The sequence below is a fragment of the Anaerolentibacter hominis genome (assembly GCF_032380675.1).
Lineage (GTDB): Bacteria > Bacillota > Clostridia > Lachnospirales > Lachnospiraceae > Anaerolentibacter > Anaerolentibacter hominis.
Window position 1 is genome coordinate 84,201 of the sequence record NZ_JAWDIX010000004.1, and the last position, 26,873, is coordinate 111,073.

At 46.6% G+C, this 26,873-nt stretch carries 23 protein-coding genes and 1 other RNA gene; 17 read left to right on the forward strand and 7 right to left on the reverse strand.

Going from position 1 to position 26,873, the window contains the following annotated elements:
* Positions 1 to 89: 89 nt before the first annotated feature.
* Positions 90 to 1,295, forward strand: a complete 1,206-nt coding sequence (locus ABCW47_RS12775) for a YibE/F family protein (protein WP_343210325.1) — start codon at positions 90 to 92, stop codon at positions 1,293 to 1,295.
* A gap of 113 nt (positions 1,296 to 1,408) precedes the next feature.
* Positions 1,409 to 2,944: a leucine-rich repeat domain-containing protein gene (locus ABCW47_RS12780; RefSeq protein WP_343210326.1), complete on the forward strand. Its 1,536-nt coding sequence runs from the start codon at positions 1,409 to 1,411 to the stop codon at positions 2,942 to 2,944.
* 90 nt (positions 2,945 to 3,034) lie between these two features.
* Here the strand turns inward: ABCW47_RS12780 and ABCW47_RS12785 are convergent, their stop codons facing one another.
* From ABCW47_RS12785 to ABCW47_RS12805, 5 genes are all read right to left on the reverse strand, one after another.
* On the reverse strand, positions 3,035 to 4,519 hold the full coding sequence (locus tag ABCW47_RS12785) for a sensor histidine kinase (protein WP_343210327.1): 1,485 nt from the start codon (positions 4,517 to 4,519) through the stop codon (positions 3,035 to 3,037).
* Positions 4,516 to 5,193 carry a response regulator transcription factor gene (locus ABCW47_RS12790; RefSeq protein ID WP_343210328.1) on the reverse strand — a complete coding sequence of 226 codons (678 nt, stop codon included), beginning with the start codon at positions 5,191 to 5,193 and terminating at the stop codon, positions 4,516 to 4,518. Before ABCW47_RS12790 ends, ABCW47_RS12785 begins: the two co-directional genes overlap by 4 nt.
* A gap of 127 nt (positions 5,194 to 5,320) precedes the next feature.
* Positions 5,321 to 7,336 carry an aryl-sulfate sulfotransferase gene (locus tag ABCW47_RS12795; RefSeq protein WP_343210329.1) on the reverse strand — a complete coding sequence of 672 codons (2,016 nt, stop codon included), beginning with the start codon at positions 7,334 to 7,336 and terminating at the stop codon, positions 5,321 to 5,323.
* 75 nt (positions 7,337 to 7,411) lie between these two features.
* A complete protein-coding gene (locus ABCW47_RS12800; RefSeq protein ID WP_343210330.1) occupies positions 7,412 to 9,409 on the reverse strand; it encodes an aryl-sulfate sulfotransferase in 1,998 nt (665 codons plus the stop codon).
* Positions 9,410 to 9,420: 11 nt separating this feature from the next.
* A complete protein-coding gene (locus ABCW47_RS12805; protein ID WP_343210331.1) occupies positions 9,421 to 10,026 on the reverse strand; it encodes a DUF4352 domain-containing protein in 606 nt (201 codons plus the stop codon).
* Between the two features lie 248 nt (positions 10,027 to 10,274).
* Between ABCW47_RS12805 and ABCW47_RS12810 the strand changes: the two genes are divergently transcribed.
* From ABCW47_RS12810 to ABCW47_RS12820, 3 genes are read left to right on the forward strand one after another with little or no spacing between them, the layout of a single operon-like run.
* Complete coding sequence (locus ABCW47_RS12810) at positions 10,275 to 10,694, forward strand: DUF3842 family protein (protein ID WP_343210332.1); 420 nt, start codon at positions 10,275 to 10,277, stop codon at positions 10,692 to 10,694.
* Between the two features lie 27 nt (positions 10,695 to 10,721).
* Positions 10,722 to 11,285: a hypothetical protein gene (locus ABCW47_RS12815; protein ID WP_343210333.1), complete on the forward strand. Its 564-nt coding sequence runs from the start codon at positions 10,722 to 10,724 to the stop codon at positions 11,283 to 11,285.
* A gap of 30 nt (positions 11,286 to 11,315) precedes the next feature.
* A complete protein-coding gene (locus ABCW47_RS12820) occupies positions 11,316 to 11,888 on the forward strand; it encodes a GNAT family N-acetyltransferase (protein ID WP_343210334.1) in 573 nt (190 codons plus the stop codon).
* A gap of 217 nt (positions 11,889 to 12,105) precedes the next feature.
* Here the strand turns inward: ABCW47_RS12820 and ABCW47_RS12825 are convergent, their stop codons facing one another.
* On the reverse strand, positions 12,106 to 13,905 hold the full coding sequence (locus ABCW47_RS12825) for a DUF885 domain-containing protein (RefSeq protein ID WP_343210335.1): 1,800 nt from the start codon (positions 13,903 to 13,905) through the stop codon (positions 12,106 to 12,108).
* Positions 13,906 to 14,076: 171 nt separating this feature from the next.
* Here ABCW47_RS12825 and metG point away from each other — a divergent pair, with 171 nt between their 5' ends.
* The 5 genes from metG to ffs all read left to right on the forward strand — a co-directional run bounded on the left by metG (position 14,077) and on the right by ffs (position 18,756).
* On the forward strand, positions 14,077 to 16,029 hold the full coding sequence (gene metG, locus ABCW47_RS12830) for a methionine--tRNA ligase (protein WP_343210336.1): 1,953 nt from the start codon (positions 14,077 to 14,079) through the stop codon (positions 16,027 to 16,029).
* A 110-nt stretch (positions 16,030 to 16,139) separates the two neighbouring features.
* Entirely contained in the window at positions 16,140 to 16,937 is a 798-nt protein-coding gene (locus ABCW47_RS12835; RefSeq protein ID WP_343210337.1) for a TatD family hydrolase, read from the forward strand.
* A gap of 9 nt (positions 16,938 to 16,946) precedes the next feature.
* Positions 16,947 to 17,822: a 16S rRNA (adenine(1518)-N(6)/adenine(1519)-N(6))-dimethyltransferase RsmA gene (rsmA, locus tag ABCW47_RS12840; protein WP_343210338.1), complete on the forward strand. Its 876-nt coding sequence runs from the start codon at positions 16,947 to 16,949 to the stop codon at positions 17,820 to 17,822.
* 7 nt (positions 17,823 to 17,829) lie between these two features.
* Positions 17,830 to 18,297: a tRNA adenosine(34) deaminase TadA gene (gene tadA / locus ABCW47_RS12845; RefSeq protein WP_343210339.1), complete on the forward strand. Its 468-nt coding sequence runs from the start codon at positions 17,830 to 17,832 to the stop codon at positions 18,295 to 18,297.
* 197 nt (positions 18,298 to 18,494) lie between these two features.
* Positions 18,495 to 18,756: signal recognition particle sRNA large type (ffs, locus tag ABCW47_RS12850), an RNA gene on the forward strand.
* Positions 18,757 to 19,801: 1,045 nt separating this feature from the next.
* Here ffs and ABCW47_RS12855 read toward each other — a convergent pair.
* Complete coding sequence (locus ABCW47_RS12855; RefSeq protein ID WP_343210340.1) at positions 19,802 to 20,524, reverse strand: TVP38/TMEM64 family protein; 723 nt, start codon at positions 20,522 to 20,524, stop codon at positions 19,802 to 19,804.
* 551 nt (positions 20,525 to 21,075) lie between these two features.
* Here ABCW47_RS12855 and ABCW47_RS12860 point away from each other — a divergent pair.
* From ABCW47_RS12860 to ABCW47_RS12890, 7 genes are all read left to right on the forward strand, one after another.
* On the forward strand, positions 21,076 to 21,666 hold the full coding sequence (locus ABCW47_RS12860) for a flavin reductase family protein (RefSeq protein ID WP_343210341.1): 591 nt from the start codon (positions 21,076 to 21,078) through the stop codon (positions 21,664 to 21,666).
* Positions 21,667 to 21,768: 102 nt separating this feature from the next.
* Positions 21,769 to 22,275 carry a shikimate kinase gene (locus tag ABCW47_RS12865; RefSeq protein ID WP_343210436.1) on the forward strand — a complete coding sequence of 169 codons (507 nt, stop codon included), beginning with the start codon at positions 21,769 to 21,771 and terminating at the stop codon, positions 22,273 to 22,275.
* A gap of 135 nt (positions 22,276 to 22,410) precedes the next feature.
* Positions 22,411 to 23,709: a UDP-N-acetylglucosamine 1-carboxyvinyltransferase gene (locus tag ABCW47_RS12870; protein ID WP_343210342.1), complete on the forward strand. Its 1,299-nt coding sequence runs from the start codon at positions 22,411 to 22,413 to the stop codon at positions 23,707 to 23,709.
* 33 nt (positions 23,710 to 23,742) lie between these two features.
* Positions 23,743 to 23,907 carry a hypothetical protein gene (locus ABCW47_RS12875; protein WP_343210343.1) on the forward strand — a complete coding sequence of 55 codons (165 nt, stop codon included), beginning with the start codon at positions 23,743 to 23,745 and terminating at the stop codon, positions 23,905 to 23,907.
* Positions 23,908 to 24,023: 116 nt separating this feature from the next.
* Positions 24,024 to 26,279 carry a heavy metal translocating P-type ATPase gene (locus ABCW47_RS12880; protein WP_343210344.1) on the forward strand — a complete coding sequence of 752 codons (2,256 nt, stop codon included), beginning with the start codon at positions 24,024 to 24,026 and terminating at the stop codon, positions 26,277 to 26,279.
* Positions 26,280 to 26,310: 31 nt separating this feature from the next.
* The gene (locus ABCW47_RS12885; RefSeq protein WP_343210345.1) at positions 26,311 to 26,607 is read left to right on the forward strand and encodes a metal-sensing transcriptional repressor; all 297 of its coding nucleotides are present in this window, start codon (positions 26,311 to 26,313) and stop codon (positions 26,605 to 26,607) included.
* A gap of 13 nt (positions 26,608 to 26,620) precedes the next feature.
* Positions 26,621 to 26,818, forward strand: coding sequence for a heavy-metal-associated domain-containing protein (locus ABCW47_RS12890; RefSeq protein WP_343210346.1), 198 nt, complete (start codon positions 26,621 to 26,623; stop codon positions 26,816 to 26,818).
* Positions 26,819 to 26,873: the final 55 nt, after the last annotated feature.

Sequence of the window (26,873 nt, forward strand, 5' to 3'; positions counted from 1 at the left end):
GATAAACTGACAGGATAGATGATCAGGGAGCGGCTGCGGGATCTTTGCGGCACTCCCTGTCTGTTCTGTTTTGAAAGGAGTACCGCGGATTGAAGCTTTCAAAACGTTCCATTTTTCATATTCTCCACGATGATGCTGACCATACAAAACAGACGGTATCCTACCGCCTGCCTGCGATTTTTGGAATATTAATCATTGCTGTTTTGATCTTTCTGCCTACCGGATATGAGGACGCCGTCATTTACCAGGGGACAGACCGGAGCAGGGTGGAGATTCTTGCCACCGATAACAGCAATATTATTTCCACCGGTTTGATTCAATCCGGGGAACAGCGCTGCGAAGTCCGTATGCTGGGAGGAAAGTTTAAGGGGGAGACCGTCTGGGGGATTAATATGCTGACCGGATCGCTGGAAAGCGACAAGATTTTTCAGCAGGGCGATAAAGCGCTGGCTGTGATCAGTTTCCAGGAGGATGAGATACTCTCTGTTAATCTGATTGACCATTTCCGGCTGAATAAAGAAATGATCCTGGCGGCAGCCTTTATCTTGTTTATTATTCTCTTTGCGGGAAAAACCGGAATTCGTTCCATCCTTTCCTTTTTTCTGACAGTCCTGGTCATTTGGAAGATACTGGTCCCCAGCTATCTGAATGGAAAAAATCCAATATGGATCGGCTTTCTGGTAACGATTTTCCTGACCGCGGCAATTATCTCACTGGTTTACGGGTTTAATAAAAAGGCCGTTTCAGCGGTATCCGGCGCCTGTCTGGGAATCGTGACCACCGGGGTTCTGGGTATTCTTTTTACAGATGCCTTTCAGATTCACGGGGCAATCATGTCATACTCAGAAAGCCTTCTTTACAGCGGTTATCAGGACCTGAACCTGACACAGATTTATATGGCCAGCATATTTATCGGAGCATCCGGTGCGATGATGGACCTGGCGGTGGATATAACCTCTGCTGTCTGGGAGGTCGTGCAGAAGAAACCGGATATCTCCAGGCGGGAAGCGGTAAAGTCCGGAATGGCAGTGGGAAGAGCCGCCATCGGCACGATGACGACCACGCTGCTGCTCGCCTATTCCGGGGGCTATATTGCTCTTCTCATGGTATTTATGGCCCAGGGGACACCCCTGGATAATATTCTGAACTATAAGTATGTTTCCGCCGAGATTCTGGATACTATCGTCGGCAGCTTCGGTCTGGTGACGATTGCGCCGTTCACGGCACTGACCAGCGGTATCCTGCTCACCGGCAGGAAACGATCAGTTACGGATAAGAATATGCCGGAAGAGTAACCATTTTCCAGAATAGTCCGGCACAGCTGCATGCCACTGTTTTGCCATAACTATACGCTTTAATAGAATCGCTTAATAAACGTACATAGAGAGCAATTCTTGATGAAGGAGAAATGGATACAGGAGCCCTTCGGGCAAGTGTATATGTGGAAAATGAGATGAAAAGGATACGTACCTGGCTTCTCCTGTTTGTCTGTGTCCTGGGTTTTTTGCTTCTGCCGGAACCGGTTCAGGCGGAGGAAGAGGCGAAGGCCAATTGGATGGAGATACAAGAGGGGGAATTCACCTGGCGGCTTGACCTGGATAATCATACAGCCGCGGTAAAAAAGTGGGAATGGAACGGCAGTACCGGTGCTGAGCTGACTGTACCGGCCGGAGTGAGCTACCAGTATATCTGGTATCCAGCTACTGCCGTTATGGGGCATGCCTTTACCTATGAAGGAACAGAGAAAGATTACAAGGGCCCGGAGCGCATTATTCTGCCGGACACAGTGGAAGCTCTGGAGCCCTATGCTTTTTTCGCCGCTTCCATTACAGCGGCGGAACTTCCCGATAAGATAACTATGATTCCAGACTATTGCTTTTTTGGCTGTTATGGACTTGAAGAAGTTGATGTGCCGGAAGGAATCACCTACATAGGGCGCTGGGCCTTTCAGAATGACGGTATGTTAAAATCGCTTTCTCTTCCGTCCACGCTCACGGGGTTTGACCCGGAGTTTTATTCTGGAAATGCAGAGATTTCGATTTCAGAAAAGAATCCCTGTTTTGAAGCGGCAAATAATGTACTATTTTCTAAGGACAATACGAAACTGTTCAAAGCGTCAGCCTTAACAGAGGGAGAAACCTACCGGGTTCCGGCGGGTGTGACACAGATCGGACCTTATGCCTTTGCCGGTACCAATGTGAGCCGAATCATACTTCCGGAGGGATTGTCAGCTGTGGGCGAGGGGGCCTTTTCCGATTGTCCCTGCCTGGAAGATCTGACATTTCCTGACTCAGTGACTACACTTGGAAATAACATAACTGCACGCAGCAGCTCCCTTCAATATATACAGTTCTTGGGAAAGACGCCCCCTGAGACCGCGCCGGGGGAGGAACCAATCAGTGAGGAAGATTCATCTGAGGCAACGGTACTTGTGCCAAAGGGAACCGCAAAACCGTACCGTGAGGCGCTGGAGGGAATCCTGACATTTGACAAGGTAAAGGACACAGAGACAGTGATCGCCACGGCAGATGTACATGCCAGCATCCGCATCGAGATGGTTTCCGGGGGTGTAAGAGAAGATTATGAGTTCAGCCTGAACGGCAGTACATATAAGGACAGCCCGGTTTTTCAGTCCTGTAAACCCCTGAAGGAATATACGGTATATGCCAGGTTAAAGAAGAATAAAGAAGTGCTGACTGTTAAGATAACGGTTCCAAGCCTTGTGACGCGAATCACCGCAGAGGAGATTGAGGTGGAGAACGGATCAAGCAGCGGATTTGAGTACCGGCTGAACAATGGAAAATGGCAGAAGAGTACGTTATTTCGAAATCTGAAGCCAGATACGGCCTATACCCTGTATCGGCGGAAGACGGTAAAATCCGGGGCTAACCAGAATAAGGTAATAAAAGAAACGGTGAAGACGAGAAAAGCAGTAAAAAAATAGTACAAACAGAAAGAAGCAGGCATAATGCAAGGGGGCGCCTGCTTCTTTCTGTCCGTGCGTCCGGCGACACACGTGTCCACTTCAGTGAATCTATATCATCTTTTTTAAGGAGAAATAAAAGGTGATACCATGTTCTTCATTCTGCACACCATAGGAGCCATGATGTGCCTCGATAATTGTCCGGACAATATAAAGGCCCAGACCCATATGGTCTCCGGCGGTTCTGGTCCGGGCTCTGTCGCCGCGGTAGAAGCCATCCCAGATATTTTCCATCAATTTATTGCTGATCGGCATTCCGTCATTGTAGACGGAAAAGACGACCTGGTCTTCGGTACTGCGGATTTCAGCCCGGATCGTGCCATCTTTTTTGGTGTAGGCAACAGCATTCATCAGGAAGTTGTTCATTGCCTGACGGAGATAGAGCTCATTTCCCATCACATAGCAGGGACCAGGAAGAGAATACTCCAGATGCAGGCTGCGTTCATCAAATAGTATACGGTTCTTTTCCAGTAATTCTGCTGCAATGGAAGTCAGGTCCGTCCGTTCTACTTCCAATGATTTTAATCCATGTTCAATACCGGATAAGTCCATCAGATCGGAGATAAGCCGGTTCATCTTCTGTGTCTCATCTAAAATGACATCATAGTAGTAATCCCGGTCGATTTCATCCGTGGTATTTTTAAGTATTTCCGTATATCCGGTCAGGACGGAGAGGGGAGTCTTTAATTCATGGGAGACATTTGCCACAAAATCTCTTCTCATCTCGTCAATTTTTCTTCTGTATTCATTATCCTCCTGGAGAAGATGGTTTTTCTCTTTCAGCTCTCCAATCGTCTGTTCCAGATTGTCCGCCATAATATTAATACTATTGGCCAGCTGCCCCAGCTCGTCTTTGGACCGGCCCGTCCTGGCCCTGACAGAAAAGTCAAGAGAGGCAATCCGGTTTGCGACCTGCTCAATTTCGACCACTGGTTCCGACATCCGCTTGGCCACCAGATAAATCAGGACAGCCCCCACAGAGAAGGCAGCGGCGGACAGCAGGGTCATATACCAGTTCACCTCGCCCCTGGTCTTCGCTATTGCAGTCAGCGAGGAGCGCAGAACCACATAAAATGTCTGGTCCTGATGAGGAATAATCCCAAACAGCTGCAGATAACGCGTGCTGTCAATGTCCTTATTTTCATTTTTCCTTACAGATGCAAAGGGGCTGGTAGAGTACAAATCTTTAAATCTCTCAAAATTGAAGGTATTATTCAGACTGTCTGCCGGATCGCCGTTGGACTTATACTGACGGTTATCAAATATACAGCGGTAAGAGGAATCCGCCACTAATATATGGGCATCCGTATCATTTTCATATCCGGACAGCAGTGTATTCAGAGGAACATCAGGATTGTCAGTGCTCAGCTGTACCAGATCCTGATAGGTATGCTCCAGAGCATTGCTTCTTCGCTGCAGATAGTAGGTGTTGGAAAAGGAAAAATTAATAAAAAACAGCACCGCCATGATACACAGAAGGATCAGGGCTATAATCCCCATAATTTTGGAACGAATGGTGCCGAAAGCCTTTTTCATGCCACTACCTCAAACTGATATCCGATCCCGTGAACTGTTTTGATATAATTACAGGACGAGAGCTTGCTTCTGAGCTGCTTGATATGGGTATCTACGGTGCGCAGATCCCCTTCATATTCAATTCCCCAGACAGAATTTAAAATAGTTTCTCTGGAAAGCACCAGATTTTCATGCTGTACCAGGTACAAAAGAAGGTCATATTCCTTGGGAGTCAGAGTAAGCTGTTTGTCGTCCATCCAGATCCGGTGCTGAGCCGGCTGAATCTTAATCTTACCTGCAAAAACATCAGTTCCGGACAGCCTGGTCCTCTTTAGGACCGCCTCGATATGAGCCAGGAGGACAGAGGGCAGGAAAGGCTTGGGAATATAATCGTCGGCTCCGCATTTAAAGCCGTTTAACTGATCATATTCTTCTCCTTTTGCCGTCAGCATAATCACAGGAACCTGTGAATAGTGCCTCAGGTCGGTTAAAACTTCAAAACCATCTATAATAGGCATCATAACGTCCAGAAGGATCAGATCAACCGAGTTGGAATTGGCATAAAACAGGTCCAGAGCTTCTTCCCCGTTAGCTGCTTCTATTACAGCGTACTGTTTAATTGTAAGAAAATCCTTTAACATCCGGCGGATCCGGTCATCGTCATCTGCGATTAAAATAGTTCCCTTTGTCTGCACGGGAAGTCCCCTCCTTTCTTAACAGTTATCCAGCAAGGGCGTCCTGCTCTCTGGACGCCCTGTGCCGGTTCAATACAGTCCGTTGAACCCATTCCCGCAAGGGAACGGTTCGGCCCGTAAAATTCTTTTAATGAGCAATAGTTATAGTCTGATTGGTATTATACCGCGTGTCCTTGTAATTAACGACAAGCTTGTAAGTGTCATCTTCCAGCAAATCCAGAGGGATGGCCGTATTGTAGTAGAGATCTACATAGGTATCCTCTCCCTCCCCGGTAAAGGAAAGATCATAGCGGTAAGATCCGTTCTCCCCGATAAATTCCAGGGCAGATACGGAGTGGTCCGTCCTGTTCAGGAATAATACATTATCGGTAATAGTAAATGTTACTTCTTCCGTCAGAGTCTCCTTTGGCACTTTCAGCTTTTTCTTGGTCTTGACAGGAGCCAGAAGGGTTCCTCTGGTATAATTCTCGCCGATATCCATCGGAGAGGAAAGAATCTCATAATTGGGCGTCAGCTCATAAGCGCGGTAAAAATAATACCGGAAGGAATACTGATTCATAGCTTCCTCCGATTCATAATCAAATTCATAAATCATAGCTTTCCGCTTGTCAATCAGCGGGTCCAGATAGCCTCCCATGAAGAAGACACGTCCGTCTTCATATTCCAGGATAGAATTGGACGTGATTTTGGATTTCACTCCGGCATAGGTATGCTCCTGGCGCACAGTTCCTTCTTTTTCGTTTATTGTATAGATGGAGACATAGGAGTCCTCCAGATCATCCATAAATTTAACCTTTCTGGTTTTATGCCAGTGGTTGTCAAACATAATTATATGGATCGTATCCGGGTCGCCGTCCAGATCTTGTGGTACCTCATAAATACTGTGAGGCTGGTAATGCCAGATGATATCTCCTTCCGGTTTGAGAACCTTGGATTCAAACTCCGTTCCCTCCCAGAACTTCGGATTGCACAGAATCCACTCCAGCTCGTTGGTCGTCCAGTTAACCTTTATACCGGAGTGAACGTTTCTGGGGGATAGAAGTACGGTGTCTGTCTCAGGATTATACGACACCGTATTTAAATGAGCCCAGTCGATCATATCCCGATAGGTATCTCCGAAGATTTCCCTCATATCCAGAGTTTTGACTACAGCGCCGGTTTCCCGGTCAATCTCCTGGATGGTGTCCTCTACATGCCCGTCTATAGAGCTGGAACAAATCAGGAAATTCCCGCCCGGCGTCATCTCGGCAATATCGTGGTGCATACCTTTTTCTACATAATAAACCCGGTGTACCCGGCCCAGGTGATCCATCTCGAATAATTCCTGGCTGTGGGGTTTTTCATAGGTTTCAATCATAACATCTTTCACCTGGAAGATAAACATTCCATTGGAAAGAGGGAACATTCCATAGCTTCCGGTCTTTGTGGAAAGATACCAGCGCACATTGCCGGAACTGTCATAGGCAAATGGATAAGGGGTGTTCTGGCCGGATACTTCGGTCAGCGGATAAGCGGAAACAGCCGTCTTTTTTTCCACCCTTACAATGTTATCAAAAGCCTTGGGAAGCGGATCGGTCTGAATAAGGACTTCCTTTTTATCCGATGTTTTGCCGTCTTTGTCCAGCAGTTCCAGCAGCACCTTATTTTCTCTGCCTGGATACAGGCCGATCACCGGCACACGGTGAACAGTTCCTGATACGGTTTCACCGGATACATCATCTTCCGGAGTGTCTCCGGGCACCGTAAAGCGGACGCGGCATTCCTTGTCCGTTTTAAAAATAACGACTGCTGAAAGAGGAGAATTCTGGTAGGGGTCCTGGATAACAATCGGCTCCTCAAACGTATAGTCTCCGCTTTCTGCCATAGCCTGAAGCTGATCATCGGTTTTCTGATGAACAACAGCGATGGATTCCTCAACGGGAACGGTCGTCTCCTTTACCACGGAGACAGCCGGATCAACAGTACCGCTGTCCAGATCCATGTCCGGCGTGTCCTCCGGAACCATCTTGGAGTTATTCTTTTTATCCTTCTGGCCGGCGTCGGCCTTGCTGCATCCTGCCGCTGCCAGCATGAACAGCAGCAGAAAACATAAAAGGAGTAATCGTTTCATGGGTTTGTTTAATATGTTTTTACTATTATGCATGATTCTGCCTTTCAGCCTGTTTCTTCCGGCTGCACTAAGGTATCGCTTAGCTGAGAAGAAAGTACAGGCGAAGTATTAGTTAGCATCTGTGGTTTCAAAGGTAACCTGATAGTTGGTATCATAGATGGTTCCGTTGTTGACCAGATAAAGATTCCAGCTGCCGTCAAGGGAGACCGGTGATGTCCAGGCGGTAAAAGCAACAGGTGCACCCTCTTCACCTGCAAAGGCAGGTGCGGGAATGGCATAAGCCTTCGCCGTGCCGTCCTCCGACAGGAGAACCATCCGGGCGTCGTCGCCGGTGCCGGACCAGGAACCGCTCACTGCAAGCCGGTCAGGAGACTGGGTTACTGTAAATTCAAAATCTGCGGGAACAGCCTTCGAGGCATCGAAGGAGCCGGCATCTATCGCGGGGGTCTCACCCAGATCGCCCAGATATTTGCCTTCCTGTGTAAGATCCAGGATTCCCTCATCGGAATACATATCCATGTGATAACTGCGGTAACACCAGTTATTTATCTTCATTTCAAATACTACTTTACCATCTTTCACCTGATTGATGTAGGTGGAGAATTCATTCGTCCCGAATCCCTGTCCCGCCTGACTGTCATAAGACTTCGTCTCAGGATTGTAGGAAATACCGCCGGAGGTCACCCAAATATTATCCTCTCCCAGGTACTGGGCGCCGCTGATGAAGGAAGAGTACCATTCCTCACCCCGGTCCTTGCCATATTCCCAGACCTGGCGGATGGTCATCTTATCCGTATCAATCCGGTAAATAACGGCACGGGAATAGACATCACTGCCGGTTACTTTCTGATCTTCTTTTCCGACTTTGGTTCTTCCGGCTCCGTTATCAAAGAGCAGGATATCTCCATTTGGAAGCATGGTAGCTTCGTGCTGGGCATACTGCCATTCAAAATCTTTTCCCTCAGGAGTAAAGAACAGGGACGGATCTGCATCTTCCCAGCCATCCGGATCTCCCAGAATCCAGGAAACCTCTTTACTGGAACGGTTAATTCCCACAACCGCGTCTACATGGCGGCCGGAAAGAAGGATAGTGTCCGTTTTTTCATCGTAGCAGACCGCATTATTGTGGAACCAGTCCTCGTCGGTCCGGTTAATTGAACCGCCGTCCTTTGGATTCAGAAGTTTAGATAAATCAATTTCGTCCACAACTTCCCCGGTGGCCCGGTCAATTTCCACCACATGGGCTTCCACGGTACTGAAATCACGGGCATCGCTGCAGACTAACAGGTTGCCGTTTGGCAGTTCCCAGAAATCGTGATGCTGTCCGCCGGGCACAAGGTAATCATTATATACTTTACCGCTCAGGTCTATTTCATAGAGGCCTGTGGTGTAGTATTGCGTTTTCAGGACCCGGGAAGAAGAGATCATGAGGTGACCGTTTGCCAGCCTCTTTAACGGCATGGCAATCGTATTGGAAAGAGCCCAGCGGATATCTCCTTCGCTGTCGTATGCCACACCGGTATAGCCGCTTGCATCCATCATAGCACAGGCAAAGGTCAGCTTGGAATAGTCATATTGATCTTTATCAATTTTCTTAATCTCCGCCTTCACCAGATTGGTATTCAGGGCATCTGTTTCAACAGATACTGTCTTGGAAGTCCCATCCTCCAGAACAAATTCCACTTCGGTGGAACCGCCGGCGTACAGACCGTAAATGGGAAGAATATGGGTAGACGCCGCATCAAAGGTGTGTTCAATATTATCTTTTTCTTTTTTACCTTTTACCGTCACGGTAACCGACTGCTCGGTATCTGTGTTAAATATGGCGATTGCGGTCAGAGGGGAAGTCCCGTAAGGGTTCACCACAACGAGAGGATTATCCAGGGTATAGCCCTTATCCGCTTCTTTCAGAAGATTTTCATCAACGGAACGCTGTTCTTCCAGATAATCACTGAAATCGGGCGTCAGGCGGTCTGGCTCTTCCTGTTTATCATCCGTGTCAATCGGAGTATTCTGGTCCTCCTGGTCCGATACTTCCTTTTTGCTGCAGCCGGCCAGGGTGAAGAGAAGCAGCACCGTTAACAGAATCCAAATACTTTTTTTCATTTTGGCCTCCTTTAGTCGATGGCATATTCAAAGGTGTCGTTTTCAAAGGGATAGGAAATAGTAAGTCCGGAAGCCCCTTCTTTAATTTCAAAGGCAAGCCATCCTTCATGGGAACCAAAGTTCAGACTGGTGCCCGGAATCCGTTTCATTCCAAGATCTGACAGAAAACTGTCGTCACAGCGGGAATACGTATTGCCCTCGCTGTCTGTAAGAACAAACTTGTCCCAGGAAATATCTTCCGTGCTGTCCTCTTTTTCAAAACTCATCTTGACCAGACAGTACTCATACCCATCCTCCGCCTCCGCGGTAAACTTGGATGTCGCAACATTGGTGTATCCAAGTATCGTGCTGGCATTTTCCAGAGATTTGTCAATTTCTACATTCTCAATGCCGATTGTCCAGCCGGCGACAGAGATTATTTCATTTATGGCAGATTCGTCATCGGAGGCGGCGGAAACATCCTCATCATCCTTATCGTCCTCCTTGTCAGCTGCGGCAGCGGAATCCGGCGACGGATCAGAATTGCCGCTGCCGGCAGTACTGTCTTTGTCAGAACAGGCCGTAAGCAAAAGCATCATTGTCAGCAGTAAGGTTACGGCTAATATGGTTCGTTTCATAATCTTATTCCTCCTGTTGTTTGTACATTTCCCGGTTGCTGAAAGCAATATTCTTCCGGAAAACACTCCCTGTGTAGAATTTATAATGTTAGAACGTCGAGTTAAGTATAAAAAAGGGTTATGATGAAAATGTGATGGTTAAAAAGACGAAAAATCATTTATTTACCTGTATTAACTTGATGGCAGGTTGCAATTTATTATATATTTTATTAAACTATAAGAACGTATACAGGAGGGATCGGGAAATAATGAAAAAAGTAATCGTAATTGACGGGCAGGGCGGAAAAATGGGTAAGGCGATTGTAGAGGAGCTGAAGAAAAATGTGACCGGTATTGAAATATACGGGATCGGCACAAACAGCCTGGCTACCTCTGCCATGCTGAAAGCCGGAGCTCATTACGGGGCTACCGGAGAAAATCCTATTATTGTCAACAGTAAAGATGCCGATATTATTGTAGGGCCGCTGGGAATGGTGATCGCCAATTCGCTTTTGGGCGAAATTACACCTGCCATGGCACAAGCGGTGGGATTTTGCAGGGCGGTCAAGGTTTTAATACCTGTAAACCACTGCCATTGCAACAATGTGGTGGCTGGTGTTCAGGATGTTCCTTTGGGAGAACTGATACGGCTGGCAGTAAAACAGGTTGCATTAAATATAGAAGATTAATATGGTTTGGATTGTTCGGGAGTACGTATGATAACAATATTATTAACCAATTATAAGCATTATCCGCTCATGCAGATGCAGGATGCGGTAAAATTGATTTATCAGAATGAATTTGGAAGCGGTCATCTGATTATGGATGAGGCAGAAAGTCTGAGACTGCTTCAAAAGGAGATGGAGAACCCGTACAGCCGGGGTATTGATGAAAATATGGTCGAGGGAATCGGAAATGGCCTCTGCCGCCTGAATCTGCGGCCCGCTGTGGATGCAGGCATTTCACCGGTGACCATCAATCGTGCGTTCCTTGAAGCGGCAAAGGAAGTGAAAGGAGACAAGCATCAGTTTTCCAAAAAACTGGACAGCCTCTACCAGTGCTGCCGGTCAGGGAGACTCCCCTGGAGCACAAAAGAGTTTATACGCTTCATTACCAGCTATGAGGAAAAGGGATTTCCGCCGGTGGAACATTCAAAAATATACAAGGAAGCTTATATCCCTTCCTACAGAGTTATAAGGCTACAGGATGTACTGGAATTTGAGAGAGAAAGCAATCCTTCCAGGGATTACTATAAGCCTGGAAGTTCAAAGATATATTAGAATAGAAAAATAAGAGAGGTAGAATCAGAAATGGATATAAAGAAATTAGACCGTACATTTGTATCGGACATTTATCATACGCATATGCAGGAAGCATTTCCACAGGCTGAATTAAAGCCGCTGAAAACAATTCTGATGCTTATGGAACTGAATTTATATGAGGGCTATGGACTTTTTGAAGAAGGCAGGCTGCTGGCATATGCACTGCTTGTACGAAGCAGGACAAGTTCCTGTACCCTGCTGGATTATTATGCCGTCTGCAGAGAGTACCGGGACCGTGGGCTGGGCAGCACCTTTTTGCAGAAACTTCGGGATGCCTATCAGGATACCCAGGGTATTCTGATTGAGACGGAGGATATTGACCGGGCAGAGAACGAGGAGGAAAAAAATATAAGGACCCGCAGAGTACAGTTTTATGAGAGAAACGGTGCGGTGCGCACCGGCATTAAAGCCTGTGTATTCACAGTTGACTACCGTGTTTTCTACCTGCCTGTTGCAGGGAAACCCGATGATGAAATGCTGTTCCGGGAATTTGAGGATATCTATCATACCCTGGTGCCTGAGAAATACTATGAAAGCAACGTGTTTATCACGATGGATTAAAAATCGTTCACGAAGGAAAACCCCGCAGACAGAATCTGCGGGGTTTTCCTGATTATATCTCAATTCATCAAACCATATCTAAACCATATAATGGATTAGCCTAATTTAGTATAAGCAATCCGGCCTGCCGGACTGTCTCATTTATAAACAATACCTATACCAATTTAAGTATAAATTCTCTCTCTGTATATGTCAACCAGATTCGAATAAAGTTTCATCAGATCCTCTTTTTTATCGCGTCAAAGGGAGAAGGCCCCATATCCAAAAAGAAAGTGTGGAACTTCATATCACTGTAATCGGACCAGCTTTTCTTCGCCTGTTCTTTCAGATCCAGTATCTCACAGTAACCGACAATGTATTTCAGATAGTTGCCGGGATCTTCCACAATACGCTTATAGATCCGCTCTATACTGTCCTTATCTTTAATACCAAATTTGGCCAGGAATTGTTCTGCCTCTTTTAAACTCCAGCCATAGTAATGGATGCCGATGTCGGTAATCCCGTGTACCGCCAGGGTTGCTTCCATATTATTAGAAAGCATGCCCGCCACATTTTCCTTTAAACCGGCCATATTATAAGAAGACATTTCCGCATAGGTTCCCCAGCCTTCGCTGTAACCGCCAAAACTCATGACCTTTCTCAGCGGACTCACATCCTGGGAAGAAAAGTAGAGATCCTGGTACAGATGCCCCGGATATCCTTCGTGCGCCAGAGTGGTGAACAGAGAGGCCGCGTCATAATCGCTGCCGCCGTTGATATAGATGGCGTGCTCGGAGGCCTCGTCAATTGGGGTCATAAGGTAAAAAGCCGGGCTCAGATACTCTTCCAGAGAGGGATGGACATAATTTACCTTAATAGCAGTCTGCGGGGTTCCCGGGAAATTGACCGCACAAGCTTCCTTTAACTCATTTAAAAGTTCATCTGGCTTGGCATCCGGAAAAACAGAGGTCAGGATCTCGTCATATACATCCGGATCGGCGGTAGCAATTTCTTTCATCTGCCCCAGACTGTCGGAGAGCAGTTTTTCCAGCCGTTTTTCCATCTCCTCCACCGACTTGGAAGAACCGGTGCTGCCCTGGACCAGGCTGGTATAATATTCCTTGCCGAGAGGATAGTGGCATAACCCTTCCTCGTTGGTCCCGGTTCCTTTTAATTCTGTCAGCGTGTCAATTAAGAGTTCATAGGCGGGGATTACAGATTCTTTCACCGCTTTTTTATTTTGTTTTATGTAGCCGCTCTTTTCCTTGTCGGTGAGTTCCAGTCCTTCCAGACGGTCGGAAAAGGTTTCCAGCAGAAAGTTGGAATCGGGACTGGATATAAACCCGCTGCACTGCTTAATGATATCATCTGCAGCAAAATCACTCATAAACAGCCCGGCTTCCGATTTTTCCTTTTCAAATGCGGCAATTTCTTCGAAATACGGATAGATCAGAGGAAGAATCTCAAGATATTCTTCTACATCTGCAGAGGAAGAAAAATGATATTCTGCCAGCAGAATCGGAAGCTGTGCCTGGAGACCGGTCGTAGGCCCCAGAGCTTCATAATAATAGATAAAATCTTCCGATTTGGGATCGGTCTGATAGGAAAACTTGAGAGAATCGTAAATCAGCTGCTGCTCATCAGTCAGCTTCTTATATGGAAAATTTTTTAACGCAGCCTGGATATTTTCGCTGGACGCCAGCTGAGCGCGCAGCTCATCCGCTGAAAAACTGCCCAAAGTAGGCGCAAAATCGGTAATTCCAAAGGCTTCCGGGTCCGACAGGTAACAGTTCAGTGAAATACTGTCCCCCTGAACCTTTGATAAAAAGATATCGTTAACAAAGGAATCGAATTCTTTCTGAACCTCTTCCGAACCGGAGGGACGGAAAGAAAATAGATTGCAGGCTGTCACTGAAACCACAAGAAGAATGACCAGGAGAATACCGAATACTATTTTATTTTTCCAAGTTCCTTTTTTCCTTCCGGTGACGGGGGCTTTACCCCGGGCAGCCGCAGCTCTCAAACTATTTTTTTTCATGTGAACCTCCCAAGATTATTCTCTGCTACTATTATACATAGACAAGTCCAAGTATAGCACAAAAACCGCGGGCAACCTTGACAAAGTCCTGCGGATTCGCTACATTGGTTATATTATATTCGTTCTTTATATAGGAAAGAACTTGCTCTGAATTGAAAGGGGATTACGGGAATGGAGAAGAAACCGTATTATATTACTACAGCAATTGCGTATACGTCCGGCAAACCACACATCGGAAACACGTATGAGGCGGTTCTGGCGGACAGTATTGCCAGATATAAAAGGGCACAGGGGTATGATGTGTTCTTTCAGACCGGGACGGACGAGCATGGACAGAAGATTGAGCAGAAAGCAGAGAAAGCAGGGGTCACGCCTCAGGAGTTTGTAGATCAGGTCTCAGAGACGATACGGACAATCTGGGATATGATGGATACATCCTATGATAAATTCATCCGGACCACCGATCCTTATCATGAAAAACAGGTGCAGAAGATATTTAAAAAGCTCTATGAAAAAGGTGATATTTACAAGGGATACTATGAGGGGATGTACTGTACGCCCTGTGAATCCTTCTTTACGGCTTCCCAGCTGGCAGACGGCAAATGTCCGGACTGCGGAAGAGAATGCCAGCCGGCCAAGGAAGAAGCCTATTTTCTGAAACTGAGCAACTATACGGACCGGCTGATCAAACATATTGAGGAACATCCGGAATTCATCCAGCCGGAGTCCCGCAAGAACGAAATGATGAATAACTTCATCAAAGCGGGCCTTCAGGATCTGTGTGTGTCCCGTACCTCGTTCAAGTGGGGAATCCCGGTGGATTTTGATGATAAGCATGTAGTCTATGTGTGGATTGACGCTCTGAATAACTATATTACAGGTCTGGGCTATGATGTTGACGGCAATCACGGTGAGAACTTTAAGAAGTTCTGGCCTGCGGACCTGCAGTTAATCGGCAAGGATATTCTCCGCTTTCATACGATCTACTGGCCGATTATGCTGATGGCGCTGGATCTGCCCCTTCCAAAACAGATTTTTGGACATCCCTGGCTTCTTCAGGGAGAAGGCAAAATGAGCAAATCCAAGGGAAATGTGATCTATGCGGATGATCTGGTCCGTATGTTCGGAGTGGACGCCGTCCGCTATTTCGTGCTTCATGAAATGCCTTTTGACAATGACGGAACGATTACCTGGGAGCTGATGGTAGAGCGGATGAATTCCGACCTGGCCAATACTCTGGGCAATCTGGTAAACCGGACAATCTCAATGACCAATAAGTATTTTGACGGCGTGGTAACACGTACCGGTGAAGCGGAACCTGTGGATGAAGAGTTAAAGGCTCTGACTCTGGAGACGCCGAAGAAGGTAGAAGCCAAGATGAATTCTCTGCGGGTGGCGGATGCTATCTCTGAGATATTCACGCTGTTTAAACGCTGTAATAAATATATCGACGAGACAATGCCATGGGCGCTCGCCAAGGATGAGGCTAAGAAAGACCGCCTGGCGGAAGTTCTCTATAATCTGACGGAGAGCATTACAGCCGGGACCAGCCTGCTGGCTTCCTTTATGCCGGAAACCGCGCAGAAGATTTTCACCCAGCTGAATACTGCCTGCCGCGGCCTGGATCAGATGGATCAATACGGGCTGTATCCGTCGGGAAATAAAGTGACGGACAAACCGGAAATCCTGTTTGCCCGTTTGGATCTGAATGAGGTGCTGGCCCAGGTCGAAGAACTGAAGGCAGACCAGGCAAAACCGGAAGAACCGGAAGAACACGTAATTGATCTGGAGCCGAAGGCGGAGATTGCCTATGATGACTTTGCCGCCATGCAGTTTCAGGTAGGAGAGATTATTGCCTGTGAGGAAGTGAAGAAGTCGAAGAAACTTCTGTGCTCCCAGGTAAGAATCGGCAGTCAGGTTAAGCAGATCGTATCCGGCATCAAGGCGTTTTATAAACCGGAGGAAATGGTTGGCAAGAAGGTTATGGTTCTGGTGAACTTAAAACCTGCCAAGCTGGCCGGGGTTCTTTCCGAGGGGATGCTCTTATGTGCAGAAGATGAAAATGGCAATCTGGCTCTGGTTGTTCCCGAGAAGGACATGCCGTCCGGAGCGGAGATCTGTTAAACACAGAACTGAAAAAAGAGATGATCAGACTTCACAGCCTTTTGGGCTGTGAAGTCTGTTTTTACCATAGGCGTTAACGCATCAGAATAGGAAAGACAACGGAGGCTGACATGATATTTGAAACACATGCGCATTATGATGACGAACAGTTTGATCCGGACAGGGAGGAGCTCTTAAACCGCCTTCATGCTTCCGGCATAGGGCCGATTGTCAACGTAGGGGCTAATTTGCAGGGGTGCCGGGATACAGTGGAATTAACGGAGCAATATCCTTTTATATATGGAGCGGTTGGTGTCCATCCCAGCGAGACGGGGGAGCTGAATGAGGAGAATTTCGGCCTTCTGCGGGAGCTGCTTTTTAGAGAGAAAATAGTAGCGGTAGGTGAGATCGGGCTGGATTATTACTGGGATGAACCGGATCACGATACACAGAAGAAATGGTTTATCAGGCAGCTGAATCTGGCCAGGGAGCTGAAAATGCCAGTCATTATTCACAGCAGGGATGCGGCCCAGGATACTTACAATATTCTGAAACAGGAAAAAGCAGAGGAGATCGGCGGCGTCATTCACTGCTTTTCTTACTCGGCAGAGATGGCACAAAGATATGTAGACATGGGATTTTATATCGGTGTGGGCGGAGTGGTCACCTTTCAGAACGCGAAAAAACTGAAAGAGGTAGTTGTGAGCGTGCCGCTGGAACGAATCGTTCTGGAGACGGACAGCCCTTATCTGGCTCCTGTACCCAACCGGGGAAAAAGAAACTGTTCCGGCAACCTGTCTCTTGTCGTCGGGAAAATAGCGGAGCTGAAAGGGATAACGGCGGAACAGGTAATAGATACCACCCGAAAGAATGCCTTTAAGCTATACCATATGGAAGAAGAGACAGTCAATACAATCAGAAAGGTTTGAGGAACGCGGATGGCGACACTTGGAAATCCCCAGAATACAATTGAGATTCTTCAGAAGTATAAATTTAACTTTCAAAAAAAGTTTGGTCAGAATTTTCTGATCGACACCAGGGTGCTGGATAAGATTATCGCGGCAGCAGGACTTACAAAAGACGATATGGTGCTGGAGATCGGACCGGGAATCGGCACCATGACCCAGTATCTGTGCGAGAGTGCAAGAGAAGTCGTGGCGGTGGAGATTGATCAGAATCTGATCCCTATTCTGAAAGACACCTTATCCGGCTATGACAATGTGGAAATTTTGAACCAGGATATCCTGAAAATGGATATTCAGGAACTGATCGACCGGAAAAACGGCGGGAAGCCGATTAAGGTCGTCGCTAACCTGCCTTATTATATTACAACGCCTATCATAATGGGTCTTCTGGAAAGTCATGTGCCGGTGGAGAACATCACAGTCATGGTGCAGAAAGAAGTGGCGGAGCGAATGCAGACCGGCCCGGGGACCAAGGATTATGGGGCACTGTCCCTGGGTGTCCAGTATTACGCCAGCCCATATCTGGCGGCCAATGTACCGCCGAACTGTTTTATGCCCAGACCAAATGTGGGTTCGGCAGTGATCCGGCTGACCCTGCATGAAAAGCCAGTGGTCGAGGTAAAGGATGAGAAATTAATGTTTCAGATTATCCGGGCGGTATTTAACCAGAGACGGAAAACCCTGGTCAACAGCCTGAACAATTCCCCTGTGATCTCCATTCCCAAGGAGAAAATCGAACAGGCGGTCCGTAAGATGGGTAAAAGTCCTACCGTGCGGGGAGAAACCTTTACGCTGGAAGACTTTGCAGCCTTTACTAACTTGCTGACAGCCGACAGAACCGAGGTATGAAAGTAACATGAAAGACGATATCTACTATATGAAAGAAGCGCTGAAACAGGCCAGGAAGGCGGGTGATCTGCTGGAGGTTCCAATCGGCTGCGTGATCGTTCATGAAGATAAAATAATAGCAAGGGGCTATAATCAGCGGAATACGAAGAAGAGCACGCTGGCTCACGCGGAGATCCTGGCAATCGGAAAAGCAAGTAAAAAGCTGGGGGACTGGAGGCTGGAAGAGTGCACCATGTATGTGACGCTGGAACCATGTCAGATGTGCGCGGGGGCAATCATTCAGGCCAGAATACCAAGGGTTGTTATCGGATGTATGAATCCTAAGGCCGGCTGCTGCGGGTCTATATTAAACCTGCTCGAAATGGAACAATTCAACCATCAGTCGGAAGTGACCAGAGGAGTGCTGGAAGAAGAGTGCAGCGGGCTATTGAAGGAATTCTTCAGGAAGCTGAGGAAGGGAAAGAGCAGCAAATAAGGAAGAATGAAGAAGGAAAAACGTAGTAAGATTATAATAGCTAACTCTTGAAGAAACACTCTTTCTCCCGTTCTTCATTTTTCATTATTCACTCTTCCTTCTTCACTATTCCTTAGATTATTTTAAAATTAATATTCTTGACATACTATAATAAAGCGGTTATACTGTAAACCACGTGTTATTTTGTCATAAAGTTTCCGTGCAGCCGGGGAGATAGCGGTGCCCTGTACCTGCAATCCGCTACAGCAGGGGTGATATTCTGCCGAGGGTCTTTTTTTGTGGGGCCGGCCTTTATAAGTGATGTTGACGTTTGGGTCTTGCGCAACAGGAATTCGTGAACCGTGTCAGGTCAGGAATGGAGCAGCACTAAGCGGAACCTTCTGTGTGCCGTAAGGGTGCCTGAGCCGAGTTAACTGTAAAGGTATCGCCTATGAAAGGGATTCGAAGCAGAATGCACGGAATTTAAATTAAATAGATTTATCATGGAAGTAGATAAGACTCCCACCTCAATAGGTGGTGAGTAAATAACAAATACGTCTTGGTGGGAGCTCAGTCTCCTTCCGAGATAAAGCCTCCGGCGGCTCGCAGCAAGTACGCCGAGGCGTACTTGAAAAAACTCTGCGCATTGATGTGCAGAGTTTTTTCTTTATATAAGATGGCTCTCTCCGTGTGCGGCGCCAGTCGTTTCAGAGAGTTTAGGAGAAAAAAGTTGTCTGATAACTGGTTCTAATCAGAAGGATTAATTGAAAGAATATTCTGAAAACTGATGTAAATAGATAAAATGAATTATTTTAGAAAAATGTGTTGACAAATAAAAAGCACTATACTATAATCAAGATAACAAAGAACAAACACTTAATAACAACAGAGTTGAAGTAAAAGAAAGGTAAGGTGATTCCCTTGGCAACGATAGATGAACATTTAAAAGGTGAATCAATGAAGTCAGAAAGAATGGCCTTCGCAAAGTAAAACATCTCGTATATAACAATATACAAAAGTCGGAGTGACAAGATGGATTTTAAGAAGGACTCATTGATTCATCTAATTAAAAAAAGAGGTTTCATTATTCCGGTAAGAGAGTAGATTTAACATAGACGTTTCCCTATGTTAATGAAGTTAGTGTGAGAGTCGTTGATAAACGATTGATGGCAGAGCCGTTAGTAAGGTCAATGACAGAACATTAAGTGGATAAGGACAAATTCAATTAAGGAGTTTGGACAGAAGATCAGAGATTAGAAACTCATAAGAACACTTTGGAAGTGATGTGAATCAGGACTGAAGAGCAGAAGATGATGTGAAGATTGAAGGATTAAAAGACTCTCATAAAACAGTAAGATATGGAAAAGAGGAATAATAAAATCAGTAAGGAAACAACATTCATAGAATGGCCTTAAAAATAATCCTCCGGCTTATTAAATATAGTACAATTAAATAAACTGAATAAAAAACTAAAAGCCCTCCGTCAAACACACGGAGGGCTTCTTTTCGCTCGTTTACCATCTGCTCAGGCAGCCCCATGCTGTTTGCGATTGGGCAGATGTTCCATGATCCTGTTTCTGAAATGAAACAGCAGAAGAACCCCGATTAATTCCAGAACAGCCAGAACTCCGGCAAGGATAAAATGTCCCTGCAGTAAAAGCCTTCCGCAGAATACAAAAATAAAAATACTAGGGAAACTGCCGCAGGCAACTGCCAGAGTGAACTCCTTTAAAGTGATTTCTGTCTTTGCGGCGATATGAGGGATCATGCCATTGGGAACCATTGGAATCAGACAGGCCAGAAATACGGTATATGCCGGATCTTTTGTATGTAAGAGCATGGTTTCGAACCGGCCGTTGCTCTTGGCCGGAAACATTCCGTCGATAAGGCTGCCCAGTTTGCGGGAAAGTAAAAAGACAAACAAATTAGCAGCTATATGGCTGATCAGACACAGCAGTGTGCCGATTATGACACCGTATAACAGCCCGGCGACTATATGTATCGGAGAACCCGGAAAGACAACGGTTACAATTTGCAGAAATTGCAGCAGCGCCAGAAATATATAGCCAAGATTTCCGGCATTTCTCAGATAATTTTCAATTTCCTGTTCATTACCGTGCTCAAGCAGCGGAATCAGATCCGGAGCAACAATGGACACGAAATAAACGACAGCGGCCATAATCACAATAATAGTCACTGCCAGAAGCAGATAACGGACAAACTCCATCTTTGTTTTTTTCTTCTTCATATAACCCCCTGTTTTCAGTTTGCCATATAACAAACCTGCCGCCATCTGACAGAATACCCCTCCTGACCCTGACGGCAATAAACAGCCCTTGTACCGTAACTCATTCTAATTAAAAATCCCGTACTATTAATTTATGAATATCGGGTTTGTCTTGATTATGTTATAAAATTATAACACGGGAAAATCGGAAAAGGAAGAAAAATATAGCTGCCTCTGCTACTTGTAAAAAGTGGTTTTTTGTGTTTGTCCTTGTTTTTCCGAATGTCCGATGGTACTATATGCTTAATAATGGCTGCCTGATCCTTTTGATTTTCCTGTATTGCTGCAGGATATCCAGATGCGGAGAATAGACATGGGGAGATGGATGGCCCGATAAAATTAAGAAATGTACGACGAACGCCCGGCCGGTCCCAGGGATATATTAAAGTATCAAGGTTTATGTGCACAGAAATCAGCCGGTTTGTCTACATAAGAAGATACAGGGAAAGCTGCCGGTTCTGGATGGGAACTTTGGCAGGCGGCTTTCGGATAGAATAAAGGAAGGAAATAAGATGGAGAAGAAGGTCTGGAAACCGGGCAATATGCTGTATCCGCTGCCTGCTGTTATGGTAAGCTGCGCTGATTTGGAGGGCAGGCCCAATATCATTACAGTGGCGTGGACGGGAACTGTTTGCTCTGATCCGCCGATGGTATCTGTATCGGTGAGGCCGTCCAGATTTTCCTATCATATGATTCAGGAGACACAGGAATTTGTGATAAATCTGACGACGAAGAAGCTGCTGCGGGCCGCGGATTATTGTGGCGTTGCATCGGGCAGAGACGTGGATAAATTCAGTAAGATGGGATTAACCGCCCGGCCGGCTGAGAAAGTGAAGGCTCCGCTTATTGAGGAGAGTCCGGTTAACCTGGAATGCAGGGTAAAGCAGGTGATTCCTCTTGGAAGCCATGATATGTTTCTGGCGGAGATCGTGTGTGTGGATGTGGATGCAGCGTATCTGGATGATAAGGGGAAATTTCATCTGGATGCGGCAGAGCCGGTTGTTTACTCGCACGGAACTTATTATGGATTGGGCAAAGGCCTGGGGACGTTTGGATTTTCCGTTCGCGGCGCACAGAAAATTGTACGAAGAAAGAAAGGCTGAATGAAATTTTCAGCCTGCACCATAAAAGATCGAAGATACGGGGCCGGCAGTTTTGCCGGCAGGAGAAGAAAAGTGGAGAACAATAATATTGTACTGATTGGTATGCCTGCGGCGGGAAAGAGTACGATAGGGGTTATACTCGCCAAGGCGATGGGGTTTCGGTTTGTGGATTCAGATCTGCTGATTCAGGAGACGGAAGGACGTCTGCTGAGTGAAATTATAGTAGAAGAAGGAATTGATTCATTTATTGCAATAGAGAATCGGATCAATGCGGGTATTCTGGCAGAACGCAGCATTATCTCGCCGGGAGGCAGTGTAGTCTATGGAGAAGAAGCCATGGAGCACCTGCGGGAGATTGGGACGGTGGTGTACTTAAGACTGAGCTATACGGTATTGAAAAAGAGAATCGGTAACCCGAAAAAACGGGGAGTCGTATTAAAAGATGGCCAGTCATTGAAGGATCTGTATAAGGAACGGTGTCCTCTTTATGAGAAATATGCACATATTATCGTGGATGCGGACGGACTGAGCGTTGGCCAGCTGATGCAGAAGACGAGGGAAGCAATTGAAACCTTCCGGAATGGGAAGGAAAAACTGGGCGGTACCTGAAGTTTTTAGGGCCGGGAAATGCCGGATACTGCCATGTTTTTGACAAAAAGTGTTTTCATATGCGGGCCTGTGTGCTATAATGGGAAAGCTGTTAAATTTTTGGAACGAAAAAAGAGATTATATTCGAGGTGTGCAATGGACCAATATATTATAAAAGGGGGGAAACCCCTTGCAGGTGAGGTTGTAATCGGCGGCGCGAAGAATGCTGCTCTTGGCATTTTGGCTGCAGCGACAATGACCGATGAAACTGTGACCATTGATAACTTACCAAATATACGAGATATAAATGTTTTGATTCAGGCCATTGAGGGCATTGGCGCTACGGTGGAAAAGACAGAAAAGCATGTAGTGAAAATCAATGCCAGAAATATCCACGCCTGGGATGTAGACAATGAATATATCAGAAAAATCAGAGCTTCCTATTATCTTCTGGGAGCGCTGCTGGGAAAATACAAGAAAGCCAGAGTTGCTCTTCCGGGTGGCTGCAATATCGGCAGCAGGCCGATTGATCAGCATATAAAGGGTTTTAAAGCGCTGGGTGCGGAAGTTACGATTGGGCAGGATATGATCTGTGTGGAAGCGGAACACTTAAAGGGTAATCATATTTATCTGGATGTGGTCAGCGTCGGCGCTACGATTAATATTATGCTGGCTGCCTGTATGGCAGAAGGTAAAACGATACTGGAGAATGTGGCTAAGGAACCTCATGTTGTTGATGTGGCGAACTTTTTAAACAGCATGGGCGCCAATATAAAAGGTGCGGGGACTGATGTCATCCGTATTACAGGCGTGCCGAGCCTGCATGCAACAGAATATTCTATTATTCCGGACCAGATAGAGGCGGGAACCTTTATGTTTGCCGCGGCAGCTACCAAGGGAGATATCCTGATTAAAAATGTTATCCCGAAGCATCTGGAGTCCATAACGGCCAAGTTAATTGAGATTGGCGCTAATGTTGAAGAATTTGATGATGCCGTCAGAGTTGTTGCGACCAAGCGTCTGGGACATACGCAGGTGAAAACACTGCCCTATCCGGGATTTCCCACGGATATGCAGCCTCAGATTACAACACTCCTGGCTATGTCAGGCGGGACCAGCATTGTGACGGAAAGTATTTTTGAAAACCGTTTTATGTATGTGGATGAGCTTTTCAAGATGGGAGCTGATATCAAGGTAGAGGGAAATACGGCCATTGTCAGCGGTGTGAACGGGCTTACCGGAGCAACGGTATGTGCGCCTGATCTGCGCGCGGGTGCGGCACTTGTCATTGCAGGCCTGGCGGCGGACGGTTATACAATGGTTGAACAGATACATTTTATTGAACGGGGCTATGAAACATTCGAGAGAAAGATGCAGATGCTGGGAGCCGATATGGCAAAGGTAAATGTGGAAGACGAGCGGGCAATCCGCAAGTTCAAATTTAAAGTAGGCTAATAAGTATTGGGGTTTGAATAAAAGGGGAGGGAAATGCGTCAAAGAAATTTGCTGTGTTTCCCGGGAAAGCGCCTGCAGGTCATAGAGTGGCCTGCAGGCGCTTTTCTTTATTTAAGGCAGTTTGCCGGCATTTGTTACAATAAGACGGGCTGCGAAATGACCGGCGCGATTGTTTTGCAGGGAATCGGGGCATACTGAGGCATATTGAAAGAAAAAATCAGCGTTGCTATTGACAAAATACGAAATACAGCGTAATATACCTAATAGGGGTATATAGTATATGCCAAAATGATTGAAGAAAGCAGGGGATGAATTTGAAAGAAGAAATTTATATAATCGAAGGTATGACCTGTGCCGCCTGCTCCAGCGGCGTGGAACGGGCCACCAGGAAGATAGACGGAGTAGAGCGCAGCGATGTGAATCTGACAACCGGCAGAATGACCATTGTGTATGATGATTCGAAAGTAGATGAAGAACTGATCAAGGCAAAAGTGGTAAAGGCCGGATTTGGTATTCATAAATATGAGGCGCCGGGGGCTGATGAAAAGAAGCTGACAGCCATGGAGCAAGAAAAAGAGCATAAGAATTTTAAGAGACGGCTGATCACCGCTATAGTATTTTCAGTGGGACTGCTCTATCTTGCTATGGGGCACATGCTGCCCTTTGAGCTGCCGGTACCGGATATTATTCATATGAATACGCACCCGCTGAATTTTGCTTTGCTGCAGCTGGTCTTAACAATCCCGGTTCTCTACTGCGGACGGCAGTTTTATCTGATTGGATTTAAGACACTGTTCCACGGGAATCCCAATATGGATTCTTTGGTAGCAGTGGGAACAAGCAGTGCATTTATTTACAGTCTGGTTCAGACGATTCTGATTCCATCCAATCCAATGAATGCACATCATCTTTATTATGAATCGGCGGCGGTTGTGGTCACACTTGTCATGCTGGGCAAATATTTGGAGAGCAACAGCCAGAGAAAGACATCCGGAGCTATTCAGAAGCTGATGGAGCTCACTCCGGAGACTGCGATTGTGGAAAAAGACGGAAAAGAAGTCACTGTTTCGATCAGTGAGCTGAGAAAAGGCGACATTATTGTCATTAAGCCAGGTTCACGGGTACCCCAGGATGGTATCGTCGTACGAGGCGGGAGCAGCGTGGACGAATCCATGCTGACCGGTGAGAGTATACCTGTGGAAAAGAGCGCGGGAGACGAAGTGATCGGCGGAAGCATGAATTACAATGGGGTTATGTATGTGGAAGTCAGCCGTACCGGTGAAGACACTACCCTTGCAAAGATCATAAAGCTGATTGAGGATGCGCAGGGCAAAAAGGCCCCTATTTCCAAGATTGCAGATAAAGTGGCCGGCTACTTTGTGCCGGCGGTTATGATCATTGCCCTGGCAGCTTCCGTAATATGGCTGCTGCTTGGCTATGATCTGGCCTTTGTGCTGAAAATATTTGTTTCTGTTCTGGTTATCGCCTGCCCCTGTGCCCTGGGGCTTGCCACTCCTACGGCAATTATGGTAGGAACCGGACTTGGCGCCAGCAATGGTATTTTAATTAAGAGCGGAGAAGCACTGGAAACAACACACAAGGTTGATACCGTTGTCCTGGATAAGACCGGTACGATTACGGAGGGTAAACCTCAGGTAGTGGATATTGTAAGCCAGGATATGGAGCCGGATGAACTTCTCCAGCTTGCTGCCGCCGTTGAGGCCGGGTCGGAGCATCCTCTGGCGCAGGCTATTGTAGCAAGAGCCAGAGAAAAACGGGAGGACGGCGTTCTTTATCCTGCGGAAGAGTTTGAAAGCATTACCGGTATGGGCGTACAGGCAAAGGTTCAGGACCATATGGTGCTGGTGGGCAATATAAAGCTGCTGGAGGGCCATAATGGGATTGAAGAGGCCGGTGAATATAAAGAGCAGGCCGCGGTTTTGGCAGGCCGGGGACAGACGCCGATGTTTGTTTCTGTGGATCAGAAGGTTCAGGGTATCATTAGTGTGGCCGATACAGTAAAGGAAACAAGTATCGAGGCGATTGAGAAAATGAAGGGCCTGGGCATTGAAGTATATATGCTGACCGGTGATAACAAGCTGACGGCAGATTACATCGGACGGCAGGTTAAAGTGGACGGCGTTATCTCCGAGGTACTCCCGGGAGACAAGGCGCAGGTAGTTGCGGACTTGCAGGCGAAGGGTAAAAAAGTTATGATGGTGGGAGACGGTATCAATGATGCACCGGCGCTGGTGCAGGCGGATATCGGAACAGCCATTGGAAACGGCAGCGACGTGGCGATAGAGTCCAGTGATATTGTGCTGATGAAATCAGATCTTCGGGATGTCTATAAGTCAATTAAACTGAGTAAGCTGACAATCCGCAATATCAAGCAGAACCTGTTTTGGGCGTTCTTTTATAATACGATCGGTATTCCGGTAGCGGCCGGGCTTCTGTTCCCGATAAACGGAATGCTGCTGAGTCCTATGATCGGCGGATTTGCTATGTCGCTGAGTTCGATCTGCGTTGTGGGCAATGCACTTCGTCTGCGCACAAAGAAGCTGGATTAAGAGAGTAATCAGTAACCAGGAGGAGAAATGTATGTCTGAGGAAAGCGGTAAAAAGAAGCACAGAGACACAGATGAATATACCAGACTGATTCACAGGCTGAACCGGATCGAGGGTCAGGTCAGGGGAGTCAGAAGGATGGTGGAGGAAGAGGTTTATTGTGTGGATATCCTCACCCAGGTATCCGCGATTCAGTCTGCGCTCAACAGCTTCAGTAAAGAATTGCTGGAAGATCACATCCGCACCTGCGTTGTCCGGGATATAAAGGATGACAAGGAAGATGAGGTCATAGATGAATTGATGAAAACATTGAGAAAACTTATGAAATAAGGAGGATAAGAAAATGACAGTATTAAATGTGAAGGAAATGGCGTGTGAGCATTGCGTAAAGAGGATTACAGACGTCTTAACAGCCGCAGGCCTTAAGTTTGAGGTGAATCTGGCCGATAAGACCGTGAGCGTGGACGGGGATGAGGCGGCGGTTAAGCTGGCGATCTCCGAGATGGACGATATTGGTTTTACTGCACAGGCAGCGAACTAGAGAAAAAGGCCGGACGGATTTTGTTTAATCTGTCCGGCCTTTCTTTTATTCTGAT